Source organism: Stagnihabitans sp., assembly GCF_964946895.1.
The window spans coordinates 22833-38419 of the sequence record NZ_CBBQHX010000039.1 but is presented as its reverse complement, the minus strand read 5'-3'; the positions used below and the strand labels follow the sequence as shown (position 1 = coordinate 38419).

Annotated in this window: 17 protein-coding genes; 11 read left to right on the top strand and 6 right to left on the bottom strand. The window is 63.5% G+C overall.

Annotated elements, in window-relative coordinates:
* Window positions 1-354: 354 nt before the first annotated feature.
* From AC1Y2B_RS19385 to AC1Y2B_RS19375, 3 genes are all read left to right on the top strand, one after another.
* Window positions 355-2334: a glycosyltransferase family 2 protein gene (locus tag AC1Y2B_RS19385; protein ID WP_482254767.1), complete on the top strand. Its 1980-nt coding sequence runs from the start codon at window positions 355-357 to the stop codon at window positions 2332-2334.
* Between the two features lie 97 nt (window positions 2335-2431).
* Window positions 2432-3247, top strand: coding sequence for a hypothetical protein (locus tag AC1Y2B_RS19380; RefSeq protein ID WP_482254766.1), 816 nt, complete (start codon window positions 2432-2434; stop codon window positions 3245-3247).
* Window positions 3244-3954 carry an FkbM family methyltransferase gene (locus tag AC1Y2B_RS19375; RefSeq protein WP_482254765.1) on the top strand — a complete coding sequence of 237 codons (711 nt, stop codon included), beginning with the start codon at window positions 3244-3246 and terminating at the stop codon, window positions 3952-3954. The genes AC1Y2B_RS19380 and AC1Y2B_RS19375 overlap by 4 nt, the downstream gene beginning before the upstream one ends.
* Here AC1Y2B_RS19375 and rnhA read toward each other — a convergent pair whose 3' ends face one another.
* Window positions 3955-4413, bottom strand: coding sequence for a ribonuclease HI (gene rnhA / locus AC1Y2B_RS19370; RefSeq protein ID WP_482254764.1), 459 nt, complete (start codon window positions 4411-4413; stop codon window positions 3955-3957).
* The gene (gene ispH, locus AC1Y2B_RS19365; RefSeq protein WP_482254763.1) at window positions 4413-5360 is read right to left on the bottom strand and encodes a 4-hydroxy-3-methylbut-2-enyl diphosphate reductase; all 948 of its coding nucleotides are present in this window, start codon (window positions 5358-5360) and stop codon (window positions 4413-4415) included. The genes rnhA and ispH overlap by 1 nt, the downstream gene beginning before the upstream one ends.
* A 139-nt stretch (window positions 5361-5499) precedes the next feature.
* Between ispH and AC1Y2B_RS19360 the strand changes: the two genes are divergently transcribed.
* On the top strand, window positions 5500-6300 hold the full coding sequence (locus AC1Y2B_RS19360) for a hypothetical protein (RefSeq protein WP_482254762.1): 801 nt from the start codon (window positions 5500-5502) through the stop codon (window positions 6298-6300).
* A 27-nt stretch (window positions 6301-6327) separates the two neighbouring features.
* On the opposite strand, the gene AC1Y2B_RS19355 is transcribed toward AC1Y2B_RS19360, so the two are convergent.
* Window positions 6328-6840 carry a hypothetical protein gene (locus tag AC1Y2B_RS19355; protein ID WP_482254761.1) on the bottom strand — a complete coding sequence of 171 codons (513 nt, stop codon included), beginning with the start codon at window positions 6838-6840 and terminating at the stop codon, window positions 6328-6330.
* Window positions 6841-6904: 64 nt separating this feature from the next.
* Window positions 6905-7480, bottom strand: a complete 576-nt coding sequence (locus tag AC1Y2B_RS19350; protein WP_482254760.1) for a LabA-like NYN domain-containing protein — start codon at window positions 7478-7480, stop codon at window positions 6905-6907.
* A 130-nt stretch (window positions 7481-7610) separates the two neighbouring features.
* On the opposite strand from AC1Y2B_RS19350, the gene folK reads away from it, so the two are divergent.
* The 5 genes from folK (at window position 7611) to AC1Y2B_RS19325 (ending at window position 12390) form a co-directional block, all read left to right on the top strand.
* On the top strand, window positions 7611-8183 hold the full coding sequence (folK, locus tag AC1Y2B_RS19345; protein WP_482254759.1) for a 2-amino-4-hydroxy-6-hydroxymethyldihydropteridine diphosphokinase: 573 nt from the start codon (window positions 7611-7613) through the stop codon (window positions 8181-8183).
* Between the two features lie 90 nt (window positions 8184-8273).
* Entirely contained in the window at window positions 8274-8627 is a 354-nt protein-coding gene (rpoZ, locus tag AC1Y2B_RS19340) for a DNA-directed RNA polymerase subunit omega (protein WP_482254758.1), read from the top strand.
* A gap of 30 nt (window positions 8628-8657) precedes the next feature.
* On the top strand, window positions 8658-10775 hold the full coding sequence (locus tag AC1Y2B_RS19335; RefSeq protein WP_482254757.1) for a RelA/SpoT family protein: 2118 nt from the start codon (window positions 8658-8660) through the stop codon (window positions 10773-10775).
* A 152-nt stretch (window positions 10776-10927) separates the two neighbouring features.
* On the top strand, window positions 10928-11683 hold the full coding sequence (locus tag AC1Y2B_RS19330) for a pyridoxine 5'-phosphate synthase (protein ID WP_482254756.1): 756 nt from the start codon (window positions 10928-10930) through the stop codon (window positions 11681-11683).
* A 329-nt stretch (window positions 11684-12012) separates the two neighbouring features.
* Window positions 12013-12390, top strand: a complete 378-nt coding sequence (locus AC1Y2B_RS19325; protein WP_482254755.1) for a c-type cytochrome — start codon at window positions 12013-12015, stop codon at window positions 12388-12390.
* 88 nt (window positions 12391-12478) lie between these two features.
* Here the strand turns inward: AC1Y2B_RS19325 and AC1Y2B_RS19320 are convergent, their stop codons facing one another.
* Window positions 12479-13228, bottom strand: a complete 750-nt coding sequence (locus AC1Y2B_RS19320) for a hypothetical protein (RefSeq protein WP_482254754.1) — start codon at window positions 13226-13228, stop codon at window positions 12479-12481.
* Between the two features lie 187 nt (window positions 13229-13415).
* Window positions 13416-13928: a plastocyanin/azurin family copper-binding protein gene (locus AC1Y2B_RS19315; protein ID WP_482254753.1), complete on the bottom strand. Its 513-nt coding sequence runs from the start codon at window positions 13926-13928 to the stop codon at window positions 13416-13418.
* A 260-nt stretch (window positions 13929-14188) separates the two neighbouring features.
* Between AC1Y2B_RS19315 and acpS the strand changes: the two genes are divergently transcribed.
* Both acpS and lepB read left to right on the top strand, forming a co-directional pair.
* Window positions 14189-14650 (top strand): holo-ACP synthase, encoded by a 462-nt coding sequence (gene acpS / locus AC1Y2B_RS19310; RefSeq protein ID WP_482254752.1) that lies wholly within the window; start codon window positions 14189-14191, stop codon window positions 14648-14650.
* A gap of 55 nt (window positions 14651-14705) precedes the next feature.
* The gene (gene lepB, locus AC1Y2B_RS19305) at window positions 14706-15506 is read left to right on the top strand and encodes a signal peptidase I (RefSeq protein WP_482254751.1); all 801 of its coding nucleotides are present in this window, start codon (window positions 14706-14708) and stop codon (window positions 15504-15506) included.
* The last annotated feature ends 81 nt before the right edge of the window (window positions 15507-15587 follow it).

The following is a 15587-nucleotide window of genomic DNA, read 5'->3' as shown; positions in this document are numbered from 1 at the left end:
GGATCGCTTGCGGTCAACTGAGCCAGAACCCGGTCGGGCTCCAATCCCCCCGAAGAGGGCTGTGTGCCCAGACGCGGGCCATAACCAAAGCGGATTTCCTCAATCAAACTGGCTGCTTCCAAGGCACCCTCCTATCAAGGCTCCGCGCTGGAATGCGCCCGACTCGGTGTCAAATCAACAAACATTCCCGCGATTGGCAGCTTACCCGGCCGTGAGTGCGGCGCATAAGCGGCTTGTGGCCGGTGGCGCAAAACCCGGGCCAGACCGCCTTTCTGCATCGCATGCCGCAGAAGACCTTGCCGCCGGTTCGCCGCCGGGCCTAGGGTTCGGCGCAGCAAGCCGGGCAGATGGATCATGACGGACGAGGCACCCAAACAGACCAAGCCCGCCCCCAAAGGCAAGGGGCCGGGGGCCGGCAAGGGCCCCAAGCCGGGCAAGGGCGGCGGCGGCCCTGCCAAGCCCGCGCGCGTGCTGGCCCCTTTGACGGGCCGGCCCCGGGGTGCCAGCGACATCTGGGGCACGGTCGATTTTCCGCTGAAAGCCCATCGCAGCCCGCATGGGCAAGTCACCGCCATATCGATGATGAAGGACGAGGGCCCCTTTGTCGTGGAATGGGTCGCCCATCACCTTGCGGTCGGCTTCACCGACCTGCTGGTCTATACCAATGATTGTTCGGACGGCACCGACGACCTTCTGATCCGGCTGGAGGAACTGGGCCTGGTCCACCACCGCCGCAACAAGGTGCCCGAGGGCATCCGCCCGCAGCCCTCGGCACTGAACTATGCGCAGGCGGAACCGGTGGCGGGCCTGTCCGATTGGGTCATGGTGTTCGATGCCGACGAATTCCTGTCCATCCGCCACGGCGATGGCACGGTGGATGGCCTTTTGGATGCCGCCGTGGCGCAGGACGCCAATGGCATCGTGGTGACATGGCGCATCTTCGGCTCGGGTGGGGTGGTGCAGTGGTCCCGCGCGCCGGTGACGGAACAGTACCTTCTGGCCGCCCCCACCACCTGGAACAAGGGCTGGGGGGTGAAGACCCTGTTCAAATACGACCCTGATTACTGGAAGCTGGGCATCCACCGCCCCAAGATGAAGACCCGCCACATCCAGACCGATTTTCCCGACCGCGTCAAATGGCTGACCGGCTCGGGCAAGGTGATGGAGGATTACTTCAAGTTCCGCGGCTGGCGGTCCATCACACGCACCGTGGGCTATGACTGGGTACAACTGAACCATTACGCGGTGAAATCGGTCGACAGCTATGCCATCCGCAAGATGCGCGGCAACGTCAACAACAAGGCGGACAAGTACAATTCCGACTACTGGTCCCTGCAGGACCGCAACGAGGTGCCAGACGACACCATGCTGCGCTATTCGACCCGCCGGAATGAGATCATCGCCACCCTTCTGTCTGACCCGGTGGTCAACCGCCTGCACTTTGCAGCCCTCGCCCGGGCCGAGGCGCGGCTGGCCGAACTGCGCCAGACCGAGGCCTATCAGGGGCTTGTGGCCGATCTGGCGAAAGCCTCGGCGGTGCCGATCAGCCAAATCGTCGCCAAACCGCCACAAGCCCGCGACAAAGAGAAGATCGCCGCCCTGATGACCGAGGTCGAAAAGCGCCGCAACGCCAAGGCAAAAGCCGATCGCGACGGGGCGCCCAAGACCCCGGCGGAACAGGTGCCGATGGGCGGTTACGTGCCGGGCACGCCGGATGTCTCGGCCGAGGTTGCGGTGGAGTGGAGCGCAAACCACTCCCTGGCCCTGCCACAGGACCACCGGATCTTTCCCGCCACAGCCCTGGGGCTTATCGCAGCCGGCAAGTTCGAACGCGGCCTTGCGCGGAAATTCCCGACGATGCTGCCCCGAAACGCCACGGTGCTGGAAATCGGCTCCGCCGTGGGCTTTGTCGGCCTGCATCTGGCGCGCGAACGCCCTGACCTGCGGCTGACCCTGCAAGAGGACAACCCAGCGCTGCGCACCGTCATGGCCCGCATCATGGCCCGGAATGACCGCCACTTCGGCCCGCGCCTGTCGCTGTCCGACGCGGTGCTGGACGATCCGGCGCAGGCGGTCGCGGCGCTGGTGCGTCAGATCAAACCGCAGGCACTTCTTCTGGCCGACCCGCGCCTGTCGCCCGATGTGCTGGCCGAACTTCTGCCCCGTCTGTCGCCCCAGCCGCCCCAAATCGTGCTGTACGGCCGTCTGCTGGAGGCGTGGCACGCGCGACTGGCCGACCTTGACGCGGTGTTGTCCGAACTGGACTACGCCCCTTTGCAAGGCATCGACACCAACATCGCCCGCGCCTTCCAACAGGATCCGGACGCTGATTGACCCCTTGCCACGCCGTTGCCGCATTTTGTCCATGGTTTGGAAACAAAGTCCGGTCAGACTTCCCGGCAAACCGCGTGCCCTGACCCAGAGGTAGAAGATGAGTCCCCCAATCCGCCGCCCTGTCGCTTCCCTCTGGATTGGCGAAAAGCTGCACTACCTCAACCAGCTTTGCCTGTTGTCCCACGTTCAGCAGGGCCATCCCACGACGCTGTATTGCACCGACAAGGTCACCAATGTCCCTGACGGCGTGATCGTCAAACCCGCGTCCGAGATCATGACGATCGACCGCGAGATTGTGGCGCAGACCTCGGAAAGCTTCCTGTCCAACGTGTTCCGCTACAAGATGATCCAGGCCACCGACGCCGTCTGGATCGACTGCGATGCCTTCTGCCACCGCCCCTTCCCGGACGAGATGCAGAACATTTATGCCGGTCACGGCTTCCGGGGTGCCTTGAACTGCGGCGTGGTCTATATCCCGAAAGAGGGCGAACTGATCCACCAGCTTCTGGACTATTACTTCAACCTGCCCGCCGCCCCGGCATGGTTCAACAAGCAGCAGCGCAAGAAGCTGGAAAAGCAGGACCAAAGCCTGCCGCAGGCCGTGCGCATCTACAACGCCGAACGCACCGCCTTTGGGCCTCAGGCCTTCACCTGGTTCGCCCAGCAGACCGGCGACTATGACAAGGCCCTGTCGCCGGATTACCTTTACCCGGTGCCGTTCCAACTGAATGACGTCTTCTATGACCCCTATGGCAGGGTCGAGGGGCATTTCACCGACCACACCCTGTCGGTTCACCTTTACACCAACGGCACCAAGCCATGGTGGCGCAAGAACCCGCCCCTGCCCAACTCTTACGCCGCGCGGATGTGCGAACAGGTCGGCGTCGATCCGTCCAAGGCGCTGGAAGAATGACCCTGCCCCCCGCGGACGCGGTGGAGGAGGGTCCGGCCCCCCGCACCGCCGCCGAAAAGAAGGCGCAGGCGCTGATCCGCAGGACCAGACGCAACCTGCGCAAAGCTTGGGCCGAGGGGTACATGACCGGCATCACCACGCTTCTGCGCCCCGGCGACCTGGTCTTCGACCTTGGCGCCAACAAGGGCGATGTCACGGAAATTCTGGCCGCGACCGGGGCCGATGTCGTGGCCTATGAACCCGATCCTGTCACTTTCACCAAGCTTTCCAGCCGGTTTTCCGGCCGCGGCAACGTCCGGTTGGTTCATGCGGCGGTGGGGATCAGCTCTGGCACCGTGACCCTGCTGCGGGGCGCCAATTTTGACGGAAACGAAGAACAAGCCTCGGTCAAAAGCACCATCCTGGACGGTGGGCGTGGCGTCGATGCCACCAACGCGGTCGAGGTGCCCTTGATCGACTTCCCCGCCCTGGTTCGGGCCGAGGTTGCGGCACGCGGCCAGATCGCCTTCGTCAAGATGGACATCGAAGGGGCCGAACTGGACATTCTGGAGGTGATGGACCGCGACAACCTGTTCGAGAACATCCGGGGTCTTGTCGCCGAAACCCATGAACGCAAGTTCAAGGACCTGCGCGACCGCTACCGCGCCCTGCGCCTGGCGATTGCCGAACATCAGCCGACCGGCAAGGTCAACCTCGACTGGATCTGATCACCTGGACGGTTTGAAGGGTGCCATGCCGGCGCGGGCCAGTTCATCCGCCCGCTCGTTTTCCGCATGCCCCGCATGGCCCTTGATCCAGCGCCAGATCACCTTGTGACCGGACCGCGCCGCATCCAGCCTTTGCCACAGATCGACATTCTTGACCGGCGGTCCGCCCGCCGTGCGCCAGCCCCGCCGCTTCCAGTTGTCCATCCACTCGGTGATGCCGTTCTTCACATAAGCGCTATCGGTGACGATGGTAATCTCCACCGGCTTGGTCAGCGCCTCCAGGGCCGAGATGGCGGCCAGCAATTCCATCCGGTTGTTGGTGGTCTGTGCCTCGCCGCCCGACAGGGTGCGTTCCTTGACGATCTGCCCCCCCTCGCGCGCGATCATCAGAACACCCCAGCCGCCGGGGCCCGGGTTGCCCGAACAGGCCCCGTCGGTATAGGCGAACAGATCCGGCATCAGACGGCTTCCCGCAAGCTGCGCGGGACCTTGAATTCCACGGCCTCCTGTGCGGTTTCCACAATCTCCACCGTCACGGCATAGCGGGCGCGAAAGGCATCCAGCACCTCGTTCACCAGCTCCTCGGGGGCCGAGGCGCCGGCGGTCACCCCCACCGCCGTGATCCCGTCCAAGGCCCGCCAGTCAATCTCCGCCGCCCGCTGCACCAATTGCGCATAGGCACAGCCCGCGGCACGTCCCACCTCGACCAGCCGTTTGGAGTTGGACGAATTCGGCGCCCCGATCACCAGAAGCGCGTCAATCTTGCCGGCAATCGCCTTGACGGCCGCCTGACGGTTGGTGGTGGCGTAGCAGATATCCTCTTTGTGCGGGCCCACAATCGCGGGAAAGCGCGCCTGCAAGGCCGCCACGATGCCCGCGGTGTCATCGACCGACAGCGTGGTCTGCGTGATATAGGCCAGCTTGGCGGGATCACGGACGGAAAGCCGCGCCACATCTTCGGCGGTTTCCACCAACAGCACCTCGCCCTCGGGCAGCTGGCCCATGGTGCCCACCGTCTCGGGGTGGCCCGCATGGCCGATCATCACCATCTGCAGACCGGCTTCCGAATGGCGCGCCGCCTCGTTGTGCACCTTGGTCACCAGGGGGCAGGTCGCATCGACTGCGATCATGTGCCGCGCCTCTGCCGCCGCCGGCACCGATTTCGGCACACCATGGGCCGAAAAGATCACCGGTCGGTCCACCGGGCATTCGTCCAGCTCTTCGACAAACACCGCACCCTTGGCGCGCAGCCCATCGACCACGTATTTGTTGTGCACGATCTCGTGGCGCACATAGACGGGCGCCCCCCATTTCTGCAGCGCCAGTTCGACAATCTTGATCGCCCGGTCCACACCGGCACAAAAACCGCGCGGGGCGGCGAGGTAAAGGGTCAGGGCTTCGGTCATGGCACGCTCAAGCTGGTTTGACAGATCAGTTAAGCCGAACCGCCGCCCGCGTCCACCACCGCTGACTGGAAATCTGCCGCCGCGCGTGACAAGCTTGCCCCCGCCCCCTACACCAAAGCGCAGGACCAAGGAGGCCAGGTTGGCGGAACTCAGGCGAATTCTGTGCGGTCTGAAACCGCAATGGGAACGGAGTTTCCGGGCCAGCGCCGATCCGGGTCAGTTCACCATCGTCATGGCGGATCTGAAACGGGCCGCGACGGCGGGCTATGATGCCGTGGTGCCGATCGACCTGACGGATCATCGCTGGCTGGAAACCTTTGGCCAGCACCTGCCTGCCCTGCCGGTGCCCAAAGCCGTGCGCCAACTGTGCAACGACAAGCTGGCCCTGAACCTCCGCCTGATCGCGCTTGGCTTTGGCGACCATATTCCAGCGCTGCGCGACCGCCTGCCCGATGACCCCACCCGGCAACCGGTGATCGTCAAGCCGCGTCAGGGCGCCTGGGGCAAGGGCAGCGATCTGGTCCTGAACGCAGCGGTGCCCGATCATATCGCAGCCAATCTGGCGGCAGGCACCCATTTCATTCAGGATTTCACCCCCGGCCGTCAGGAATATGCCACCCATGTCCTGATCCATCGCGGCGTCCCGCAGCTGTGGCAAACCATTGCCTATGACATGGGCCCCGATCCCGGCATCAAAGGCGCGACCCACAAGGCCAGGCAGTCCAAATGGCTGAGCGAGACGCCCGGTCAAGACATCCTGCGGGCCATGCTCAACGCGATCGGGTTTGATCAGGGCACCTGCTGCATCGACTACCGCATGGTGGAAAACCGCCTGATGCTGTTTGAGATCAATCCGCGCTTCGGTGGCTCGCTGTCGTGGAACGTGACACCCTATCTTCAGCGCTATCTGGCCTGCGTTGACCTTGACCGGGCGCCTTGACGCCGATCTTCGGACAGCGTCAGCCCCTCAACTGTCCAGCCGCTCGATCTTCGCCAGCCAGCGGGCGGCCAAGGCGTGTTTGTCCTGCGGCTTGCGAAACACCGAGGCGGGCAGGATCAGCACCGAACCGCGGGTCGAAAAGAACAGATGGGTCGGGGTCTCGATGATCTGGCCGATCATCTCGGGCGGCAGGTTCAAGGTGGCACCATCGGGGGCGGTGCCGGTCAGATGGTCCCCGCGGTCCTGAAACCAGGCGGTGCGGTTGGCGGGCAGCAAGCGGCGGGCGTCCCACTGGCGCTTGACCGCCAGAAACCCCATCAACAGCACGAATTGCACGGCAAAGGCCAAGGCAAAGGCGATCCAGTGCTTCTGGTCGCCCTGCGCGCCGACCCAATCCGCCGGCAGCACCGCCAGCGCCACACCAGCCGCAGCGAACCACAGGATATAGGCCCATTTCCGCCAGCCCGTGACCTCGCGCTTCAGGCCCAGCCAGGCCAGCGCATCGGCCCGCGTCAGAATGAAATCATAGCGTGTCCCCATGCCAAAGGCCGAAGCAGTTGCCCGCTCCGGCCTTCGTGACGTGGGGATGGTCTTGGCCAAAACCTTACTTGGCTTCGATCGAGATATCCTGATGTTCCATCGGGCGCGGTTCGCGCGGCGGACGGCCGATCACTTCGCGCAGTTCGTCAAGTTCGATGAAGTTGTCAGCTTGGCGGCGCAGTTCGTCGGCGATCATCGGCGGCTGGCTGCGGATGGTCGAGACGACCGAGACGCGCACACCCTGACGTTGCAGGCTTTCCACCAGCGGACGGAAGTCGCCGTCACCCGAGAACAGCACAACGTGATCGACGCGCGGCGCCAGCTCCATGGCATCGACCGTCAGCTCGATGTCCATGTTGCCCTTGACCTTCCGGCGGCCCTGGCTGTCGGTGTATTCCTTGGCAGGCTTGGTCACCATGGTGAAGCCGTTGTAGTTCAGCCAATCAACCAGAGGGCGAATCGGCGAGTAGTCGTCATTCTCCAGCAGCGCCGTGTAGTAGAAGGCGCGCAGAAGGCGGCCGCGGCGCATGAACTCTTGGCGCAACAGCTTGTAATCGATGTCAAACCCCAGGGCTTTCGCCGCTGCATAAAGGTTCGATCCGTCGATGAAAAGTGCCAGACGCTCGTCCTTGTAAAACATCTATTTTCCCTTCAATCCTTCGCCCATCCGTCACGCCGGCGATCACGGTAATGCTGTGGAACCTTGGCCGTTCCTGTCGAGTAGCAGCCAGATTCAGGCCAAACAAGTATCCCTATACGAAAGTGTACTCATGATGACCCAACGTACTTTCCCGATACTGGTCGCGCTAGGGGGCAATCTGCCATGGATAGGTAGGTCGCCTCTTAACGTGCAGCAAGATGCTCTCACGGCATTGGGATTGTTGGGTTTGACGGTGGCGAAAGTCAGCCGGTTCTACACCACCCCCTGCTTTCCGGCGGGCGCCGGTCCTGACTATGTCAACGCCGCCGCCCTGCTGGAGGCGCCCTGTGCGCCGGCGCAGGTTCTGGCGCATCTGCATGCCATCGAGGCGCGCTTTGGCCGCACCCGCGACACACGCTGGGGCGGGCGCACTCTGGATCTCGATCTTCTGGCCATGGGGGATCTGATCCTGCCCGACCTCGCGCAGTGGACCCATTGGCATGACCTGCCCGCCGCACGCCAGGCGACCGAAGCACCGCAGTCCCTGATTCTGCCCCACCCCCGCCTGCAGGACCGCGCCTTCGCTCTGGTGCCGCTGATGGATATCGCCGCCGACTGGTGCCATCCTGTCACCGGCCAAAGCGTGGCCCAGATGGTCCAATCCCTGCCTCAGGCCGAGATTGATGCGGTTCGCCCGCTATAGCCTTGGCCTGCGACGCATTTGCCGCTTGTCAAGAGAATTTCACAGGACTATCTAGGCCCTTCCCGAGCCCCCCTGTGTATTGGAGCATCCATGGCCCGCGTGACGGTTGAAGATTGCGTTGACAAGGTTCCGAACCGGTTCGAACTGGTGATGCTGGCCGCCCATCGGGCGCGCGAGATTCAGTCCGGCTCTCCGGTCACGGTGGACCGCGACAACGACAAGAACCCGGTGGTCGCCCTGCGGGAGATCGCTGACGAGACCCAGATCGCCTCGGTCCTGCGCGAGCGGATGATCGAAAGCTATCAGACCCAGATCGAGGTCGACGAGCCGGAAGACGATCAGATGGCGCTTCTGATGTCGGGCGAGATTGATCGCCCGATGCAAGACGACATGTCGGAAGAAAAACTGTTGCGCGCGCTCATGGAAGCGCAAGGCGACAACTGATCCCTCGGGATCACGGAAGGCAGGACGAGGATGATCGACGTCGAAGACCTGATCGCCCTCGTCCGCAATTACAATCCGCGCACGAATTCCGAGCTGATCCGTCAGGCCTATGCCTACGGTATGAAGATGCACGAGGGCCAGTTCCGCAAATCGGGTGAGCCCTACTTCACCCACCCCGTTGCAGTCGCCGCCATCCTGACCGAACAGCAGCTGGATGATGCCACCATCGTCACCGCCCTGTTGCACGACACGATCGAGGACACCAAATCCACCTATACCGAGGTGGAGCGGCTTTTCGGCCACGAAGTCGCCGAACTGGTTGATGGCGTCACCAAGCTGACCAACCTGCAACTCTCCTCCGGCGCCTCCGAACAGGCGGAAAACTTCCGCAAGCTGTTCATGGCGATGTCGAAGGACCTGCGGGTCATTCTGGTCAAACTCGCCGACCGTCTGCACAACATGCGCACGATCAAAAGCATGTCGCCGGAAAAGCAGATCCAGAAATCCCGCGAAACCATGGACATCTATGCCCCCCTTGCCGGTCGCATGGGCATGCAATGGATGCGCGAAGAGCTGGAAGACCTCGGCTTCCGCGTCCTCAACTCCGAAGCGCGCAATTCCATCATCCGCCGATTCCTGACCCTGCAGAAGGAATCCGGCGATGTGGTCCACCAGATCACCGCCGACATCCGCACCGAATTGGAACGCGAAAAGATCGACGCCGATGTCTATGGCCGCGCCAAGAAGCCCTATTCGATCTGGCGCAAGATGCAGGAGAAAGACCTCGCCTTCTCCCGCCTCTCTGACATCTACGGCTTTCGCATCATCTGCATGAACGTGGGCGATTGCTACCGCATCCTCGGCGCCATCCACCAGCGCTGGCGCGCCGTGCCGGGCCGGTTCAAGGACTACATCAGCCAGCCGAAATCCAACGGCTACCGCTCGATCCACACCTCGGTCTCCGGCCGCGATGGCAAGCGGGTCGAGGTGCAGATCCGCACCCGCGAAATGCACGAAGTGGCCGAGGCCGGTGTTGCTGCCCACTGGTCCTACCGCGAAGGCGTGCGCGCCAAGAACCCCTTCGCCGTCGATCCGGCCAAGTGGATCGCGGGCCTGACCGAACGCTTCGATGCGGGCGATCACGACGAGTTTCTGGAAAACGTCAAGCTTGAGATGTACTCCGACCTCGTCTTCTGCTTCTCCCCCAAGGGCGACGTGGTGCAACTTCCGCGCGGTGCAACACCTCTGGACTACGCCTACGCCATCCACACCCGCATCGGCAATTCCTGCGTCTCGGCCAAGATCGACGGCATCCGCGTCCCGCTCTGGACCCGCCTGAAGAACGGCCAGTCGGTCGAAATCATCACCGCCGAAGGCCAGCGCCCGCAGTCCTCGTGGATCGACATCGTCACCACCGGCCGCGCCAAAGCCGCCATCCGCCGCAGCTTGCGCGAAGAAGACCGCGGCCGCTTTGTCAAACTGGGCCAGGAACTCGCCCGCGCCGCCTTCGACCATGTTGGCCGCAAGGCCACCGACAAGGCCCTGCGCACCGCCGCCAAGATGCTGGGGCTGGCTGATGAAACCGATCTGCTGGCCCGCCTCGGCTCCGCCGAACTGACCGCCCGCAAGGTGCTGGAAACCCTCTACCCCGAACTCTCCACCAGCCAGAAGGACGAGGTTGACGCCCAACGCCCCGTCATCGGCCTCGGCGCCGATCAAACCTTCAAGCGCGCCCAATGCTGCCAGCCGGTGCCGGGCGAACGCATCGTCGGCATCACCTACCCCGGGCGCGGCGTCATCGTCCACGCCATCGACTGCCCCGCGCTGGAAGAGCTGGAGGAACAGCCCACCCGCTGGGTTGACCTGCACTGGCAATCGGGCCGCCACGCCCCGGCCTATTCCGTCACCCTCGACGTGGCGATTTCCAACGACGCAGGCGTCCTTGGCCGCATCTGCACCGTGATCGGGGAACAGAAGGCCAATATCTCGGACCTCAAATTCACCGAGCGCAAACCAGATTTCTACCGCCTGCTGATCGACGTCGACCTGCGCGATGTCGAACACCTGCACATGGTGATGACGGCACTTGAGGCGGAAACCGACGTGGCGCAGGTGGCCCGGGTCCGCAACGTCGCGCGCAAACCCTGACGCGCGACCCGCAGCCGCCCCCTTTCATACTTGTCCAAATATCCCACGGGGGTCCGGGGGCGTGAAACCCCCGGCGGTTGCCCAAGCAAACCGCCCTTCCCATCGGCCCCCAATCCGGTCTAGACAGTCCGCAAACACATGGGGTGAGAGCGATGAATTACCTTGGAAAGCTGCGCCTTGGCGTCAACATCGACCACGTCGCCACCGTCCGCAACGCCCGCGGCTCGGCCTGGCCCGATCCGCTGCGCGCCGCACTTCTGGCCGAAGCTGCCGGGGCCGACGGCATCACCGCCCACCTGCGCGAAGACCGCCGCCACATCCGTGACAGCGACATTGCCGCGCTGAAAGCCGGGCTCGGCATTCCGCTGAACTTCGAATGCGCCGCCACGGACGAGATGCAGGCCATCGTTCTGGCCACGCGCCCCCATGCCGTCTGCCTCGTCCCCGAAAAGCGGACCGAGCGGACGACCGAAGGCGGGCTCGACGTCGCCTCTGACGCCACGCGACTGGCGCGATTTATCGCGCCCCTGGCCGCCGCAGGCGCCCGCGTCTCGATGTTCATCGGCCACGACCCGCGCCAGATCGAGGCTTGCGCCAAGATCGGTGCCGCCGTCGTCGAACTTCACACCGGCCATTATTCCGACTTGCACGCCGAAGGCCTGCTGGATCAGGCCGAGGTGGAACTCAAAGCCCTGCAACAGGGCGCCGCCCTCGCCCATTCCCTTGGCCTGGAGGTGCATGCCGGCCATGGCCTGACCTATGACAACGTGGCCCCCATCGCCGCGATCCCCGAGGTGATGGAGCTGAACATCGGCCATTTCCTGATCGGCGAGGCGATTTTTCTCGGCCTCGAAGACGCCATCGCCGAAATGCGCCACCGGATGGATCTGGCCCGCAACTTCGCCTAAGCCAGCCCAAAGCAACGGATAAACCACCGGCCCCGTCCATGGCGGCGGGCTTTGCCAGACTGCTGCTCGCCTGCGGCAGTCTCGCCTATTCGGGGGCCCGATTGACATGGATCAAGCCCGTTTTTGCCCCGCGCGCCTAACATCACCTCACCCGCAAAGAGCGCGCGGAAACGGGGCTGCGGTGTCAATGCGTATCGGTGACCCGTGCCCTGCCTCTCTTTTGCCACGATGTCTCTTTGCGGGTGTTGATGTCTTTCGAAGGATCGGAAGACAAGCTCGGGCCAGTCGGGATACAGTCCTCGGCTGCCCCACACACCGGGAGACGTAGCATGAAGACATACCTTGGCGCTGCATTCGCACTGGCCGTCAGCGCAACGCCCCTGTTCGCGCAGGACGTGGCGGCTGGTGGCGACCTTTACAACGACAACTGCGCCATCTGCCACGGCAACAAGGCCGAGGGCTACCCCAAGGAAGTCGTCCCTGACGGGGCCGTCCGCATCAAGAAACTGGCCGGCGATTCTGCCTATTGGGATTTCGCCGTCTTCAAGAACGCTGTCGTGAACGGCCTTGATGACCACAACAAGCCGATGCGCGTGATGCCGGTGTTCGGCAAGGTGGGGTATTTCACCCCGGCCGGCGGCATTCCGACCGACGACGACATCAAGAACATCCAGGCCTATATCCAGACCCTTGGCCCGAAGGGCTGATCCACCGGTCTGGCGCAAACACAAAGCCGCCCGTCAAGGCTGACGGGCGGCTTTTTCCGGCCTGTGGCGGGCCGCAGCCCGCCCTTTCTCAGCCCCCGGTCTTGTCCACGGGCGCGCCGCCGAACCAGATCTGGTACATCGACACGAACCACTCGATCGCGAAGGCCACCCCCATTACCCCGCCGCTCAGGATGATGATCCAGGCGAAGTCGGTGTTCAGCTTGGTCAGGTACCATGACCCGATGTCGGTGATCATCATCAGGAAGGGCGTCACGATGACCACCGGCTGCAGCCACGACGGGCGCAGACGGGCATGGCTGAAGATGAAGCCCATGATGAAGAAGATGAACGTCATGCCGAACAGGTGAATGTGCGACACCCGCACCAGCGTGGCCAGCGACATGCCGGTGTCCGGCTTGGCGAATTGCGAGAAATCCTCATAAGTCAGGAAACTCGGCGCGCCAACGGTCTTGCCGTCATGGCAGCGCGTGCAGCGGTTGTCGACGATCGCCTTGATCGTGTCGTCGTACTGGGTCTTGTCGGCCCCGTCCGCCGCCCAATCCATGATCGCCCGGCGCTCCTTGGAGGGCGCATTGGCCGACATCGGCCCCATGAGGGCGACCTGCAACTGGTTTGAATGCACATCGCCACTGTAGGCGATGGCGATGTCATTCGCGTTGATCCCCGATTTTCCGTCCAGTCCGGCATGGGTTTCATAGACTTGCACCATGGCAAAGCAGTACCCAAGGCCCAGCGTGATCAGCGCGGCAGAAAACAACATCCGCAGGCTGAACGACAGATCGCTGTAATGCAGGCCTTTTCTGTTTTCGAGTGGCAAGGCCGCTCCCTCCTGTTCGCGTTTCTCGTGGCGTGGCAGGGTCGCTCTTGCACCCGCGTGCCGCCTGTGGGGCAAAGCCCGCATCGCGGAACCGCGGATCGGCCCATCGCATGCAGCAAAGGCCGGATCGCACACCGCCGCCATGACGCAGATCAATGGCGGCGGCGGTATCGTGTCTGCGGGGCGGTCAGTTGACGGTGATTTCCGTCCACATGCCGTTCATGAAATGCGCCGGAATGTTGCAGAACAGCACATATTTCCCGGGCTTGAGGTCGACCGTCAGCGCGCCGGTCTTGCCCGGATCCAGTTCGGAAACCTCGCCCAGATGGCCCGCCGCATCCTCATCGACCTTGAACTGGTCAGCCAGGTAGGGCAGCACCTTGCCATCCGCCGGGGCCGGCGACAGGATCATCTCGTGTACGATGTCCTTGGAGGTGTTGGTGACCTGAAACGTCACCTTGCCCGCCGACACGGTCTGGACGTCCGCCTTCACACCCAACATCGCCATCTTCATGTCACCGTTGGAGCCAAGGCCCATCGGGTGCTTGTCGTCGGGTGTCGCCGAATCGGGGCCCTTGTCCCACAGCGACACATTCACGGTGCTCACCTGCGCGGCATCGGCCGCCGTAAGGATCGCCGTGTCACAGGCCAGCACGGCCGCAGCCGCCAGCACCGCCGTCTTGATCGAAAGAATCGTCATCTGCTCATCCATGCGTGTTTCAGGCCAAAGCGCCCGAAAGACACATGCGTTGTTCTGCAGTGCAGCACCATGCCTTTCGGGCTGATGTGCCTGCGCTTTGGGGTGGCTACATCCAAAGTTGTACGCGGAATTCCGCGCCTTTCCTGAAGTTTACATCCGCCATTTACCCGATCGTCACACCTCGTCCGGACGCCGCTTCGCTGGACACCGCCGCCGCCCCCGCCTAGGCTTGTGGCGCAGCAACCAGGGCACCTCAGGTCATGATCCTCGGCATCGGCACCGATCTTGCCAACATCGAGCGGATCGAGGGCACCATTGCCCGCTTCGGCCCGCGCTTCCTGACCCGCGTCTTCACCGAGCGTGAACAGGCCAAGGCGCAAAGCCGCCCCCATAACGTCGCCGCCACCTATGCCAAACGCTGGGCCGCGAAAGAGGCCTGCTCCAAGGCGCTTGGCACCGGCCTGCGCATGGGCATCGCCTGGAAGGACATGGCGGTGTCCAACCTCTGGACCGGCCAGCCCGTCTTGCATCTGACCGGCTGGGCCGCCGACCGTCTGGCGCAGATGACCCCGCCCGGCCACCGCGCCATCGTTCATGTCACCCTGACCGACGATCACCCCTGGGCGCAGGCCTTCGTCGTGATCGAGGCTTTGCCGCTCGATGCCCCCGCCGCAGCCCAACTTCCCACCGAGTTGACCGGCGCAGAACCGCCTTCTCCTTGACTCCCAGGGCCTTCCCGCGCATCTAGCGCCCGAACCCCTGAGGAAAGCGCATTTCATGGCATCGAAGGACAAGGCCGAAGGCGGCATCGTCGAAACCATCAAGACCGTGGTCTATGCCCTGCTGATCGCAGGCCTGTTCCGCACCCTGCTGCTGCAACCCTTCTGGATCCCCTCGGAATCCATGAAAGATACCCTGCTGATCGGCGACTTCCTCTTCGTCAACAAGATGGCCTATGGCTATTCGAAATACTCCTGCCCCTTCGCCGCCTGCCCGATTTCCGGCCGCATCAAGCTGCCGCTGGTCTCGGGCGATCCGCAGCGCGGGGACGTCGTGGTCTTCCGCCACCCGGTCAATGGCGAAGATTACATCAAGCGCCTGATCGGCCTGCCCGGCGACAAGATCCAGATGAAAGCCGGCCTTCTCTACATCAACGACGTCGTGGCACCGCAAGTCGACGCCGGCATCTTCAAGGAAACCTACGAGGCGCAAGGCTCCATGGGCAATTCCCCCCGCTGCTCCAACGCCCCGGTGGGCGAGGGTGGCGTGTGCGAGAAGATCCGCGCCATCGAAACCCTGCCCAATGGCGTCAAGCATGACGTCCTGAACATCGACACCAACGGTTACGCCGACAACACCGATGTCTTCACCGTCCCCGAAGGCAACTATTTCTTCATGGGCGACAACCGCGACAACTCGATGGACAGCCGCTTCAACCAAAGCGTCGGCGGCGTCGGCTTCGTGCCCGCCGAATACCTGATCGGCCGTGCGGACCGCATCATGTTCTCCTCTGCCGGCTCCTCGCTGTTCCAATTCTGGACCTGGCGCGCCGACCGGTTCTTCAAGGCGGTCGAGTAACCCCCGCATGACAGCCACCCTTCTGGCCCGCACCCTCTTCCTGCCAGCCTCGCGCAAGCGAGGCTGCATGCTTTTCGGGGG

What these genes read in the sequence shown, in the direction of transcription:
- AC1Y2B_RS19380 (WP_482254766.1), top strand. Translation starts at nt 2,432, where the DNA reads ATGAGTCCCCCAATCCGCCGCCCTGTCGCTTCCCTCTGGATTGGCGAA.
- folK (WP_482254759.1), top strand. Translation starts at nt 7,611, where the DNA reads ATGATGACCCAACGTACTTTCCCGATACTGGTCGCGCTAGGGGGCAAT.
- AC1Y2B_RS19385 (WP_482254767.1), top strand. Translation starts at nt 355, where the DNA reads ATGACGGACGAGGCACCCAAACAGACCAAGCCCGCCCCCAAAGGCAAG.
- lepB (WP_482254751.1), top strand. Translation starts at nt 14,706, where the DNA reads ATGGCATCGAAGGACAAGGCCGAAGGCGGCATCGTCGAAACCATCAAG.
- rnhA (WP_482254764.1), bottom strand. Translation starts at nt 4,413, where the DNA reads ATGCCGGATCTGTTCGCCTATACCGACGGGGCCTGTTCGGGCAACCCG.
- AC1Y2B_RS19325 (WP_482254755.1), top strand. Translation starts at nt 12,013, where the DNA reads ATGAAGACATACCTTGGCGCTGCATTCGCACTGGCCGTCAGCGCAACG.
- AC1Y2B_RS19335 (WP_482254757.1), top strand. Translation starts at nt 8,658, where the DNA reads ATGATCGACGTCGAAGACCTGATCGCCCTCGTCCGCAATTACAATCCG.
- acpS (WP_482254752.1), top strand. Translation starts at nt 14,189, where the DNA reads ATGATCCTCGGCATCGGCACCGATCTTGCCAACATCGAGCGGATCGAG.
- AC1Y2B_RS19350 (WP_482254760.1), bottom strand. Translation starts at nt 7,480, where the DNA reads ATGTTTTACAAGGACGAGCGTCTGGCACTTTTCATCGACGGATCGAAC.
- rpoZ (WP_482254758.1), top strand. Translation starts at nt 8,274, where the DNA reads ATGGCCCGCGTGACGGTTGAAGATTGCGTTGACAAGGTTCCGAACCGG.
- AC1Y2B_RS19375 (WP_482254765.1), top strand. Translation starts at nt 3,244, where the DNA reads ATGACCCTGCCCCCCGCGGACGCGGTGGAGGAGGGTCCGGCCCCCCGC.
- AC1Y2B_RS19355 (WP_482254761.1), bottom strand. Translation starts at nt 6,840, where the DNA reads ATGGGGACACGCTATGATTTCATTCTGACGCGGGCCGATGCGCTGGCC.
- AC1Y2B_RS19315 (WP_482254753.1), bottom strand. Translation starts at nt 13,928, where the DNA reads ATGACGATTCTTTCGATCAAGACGGCGGTGCTGGCGGCTGCGGCCGTG.
- AC1Y2B_RS19330 (WP_482254756.1), top strand. Translation starts at nt 10,928, where the DNA reads ATGAATTACCTTGGAAAGCTGCGCCTTGGCGTCAACATCGACCACGTC.
- ispH (WP_482254763.1), bottom strand. Translation starts at nt 5,360, where the DNA reads ATGACCGAAGCCCTGACCCTTTACCTCGCCGCCCCGCGCGGTTTTTGT.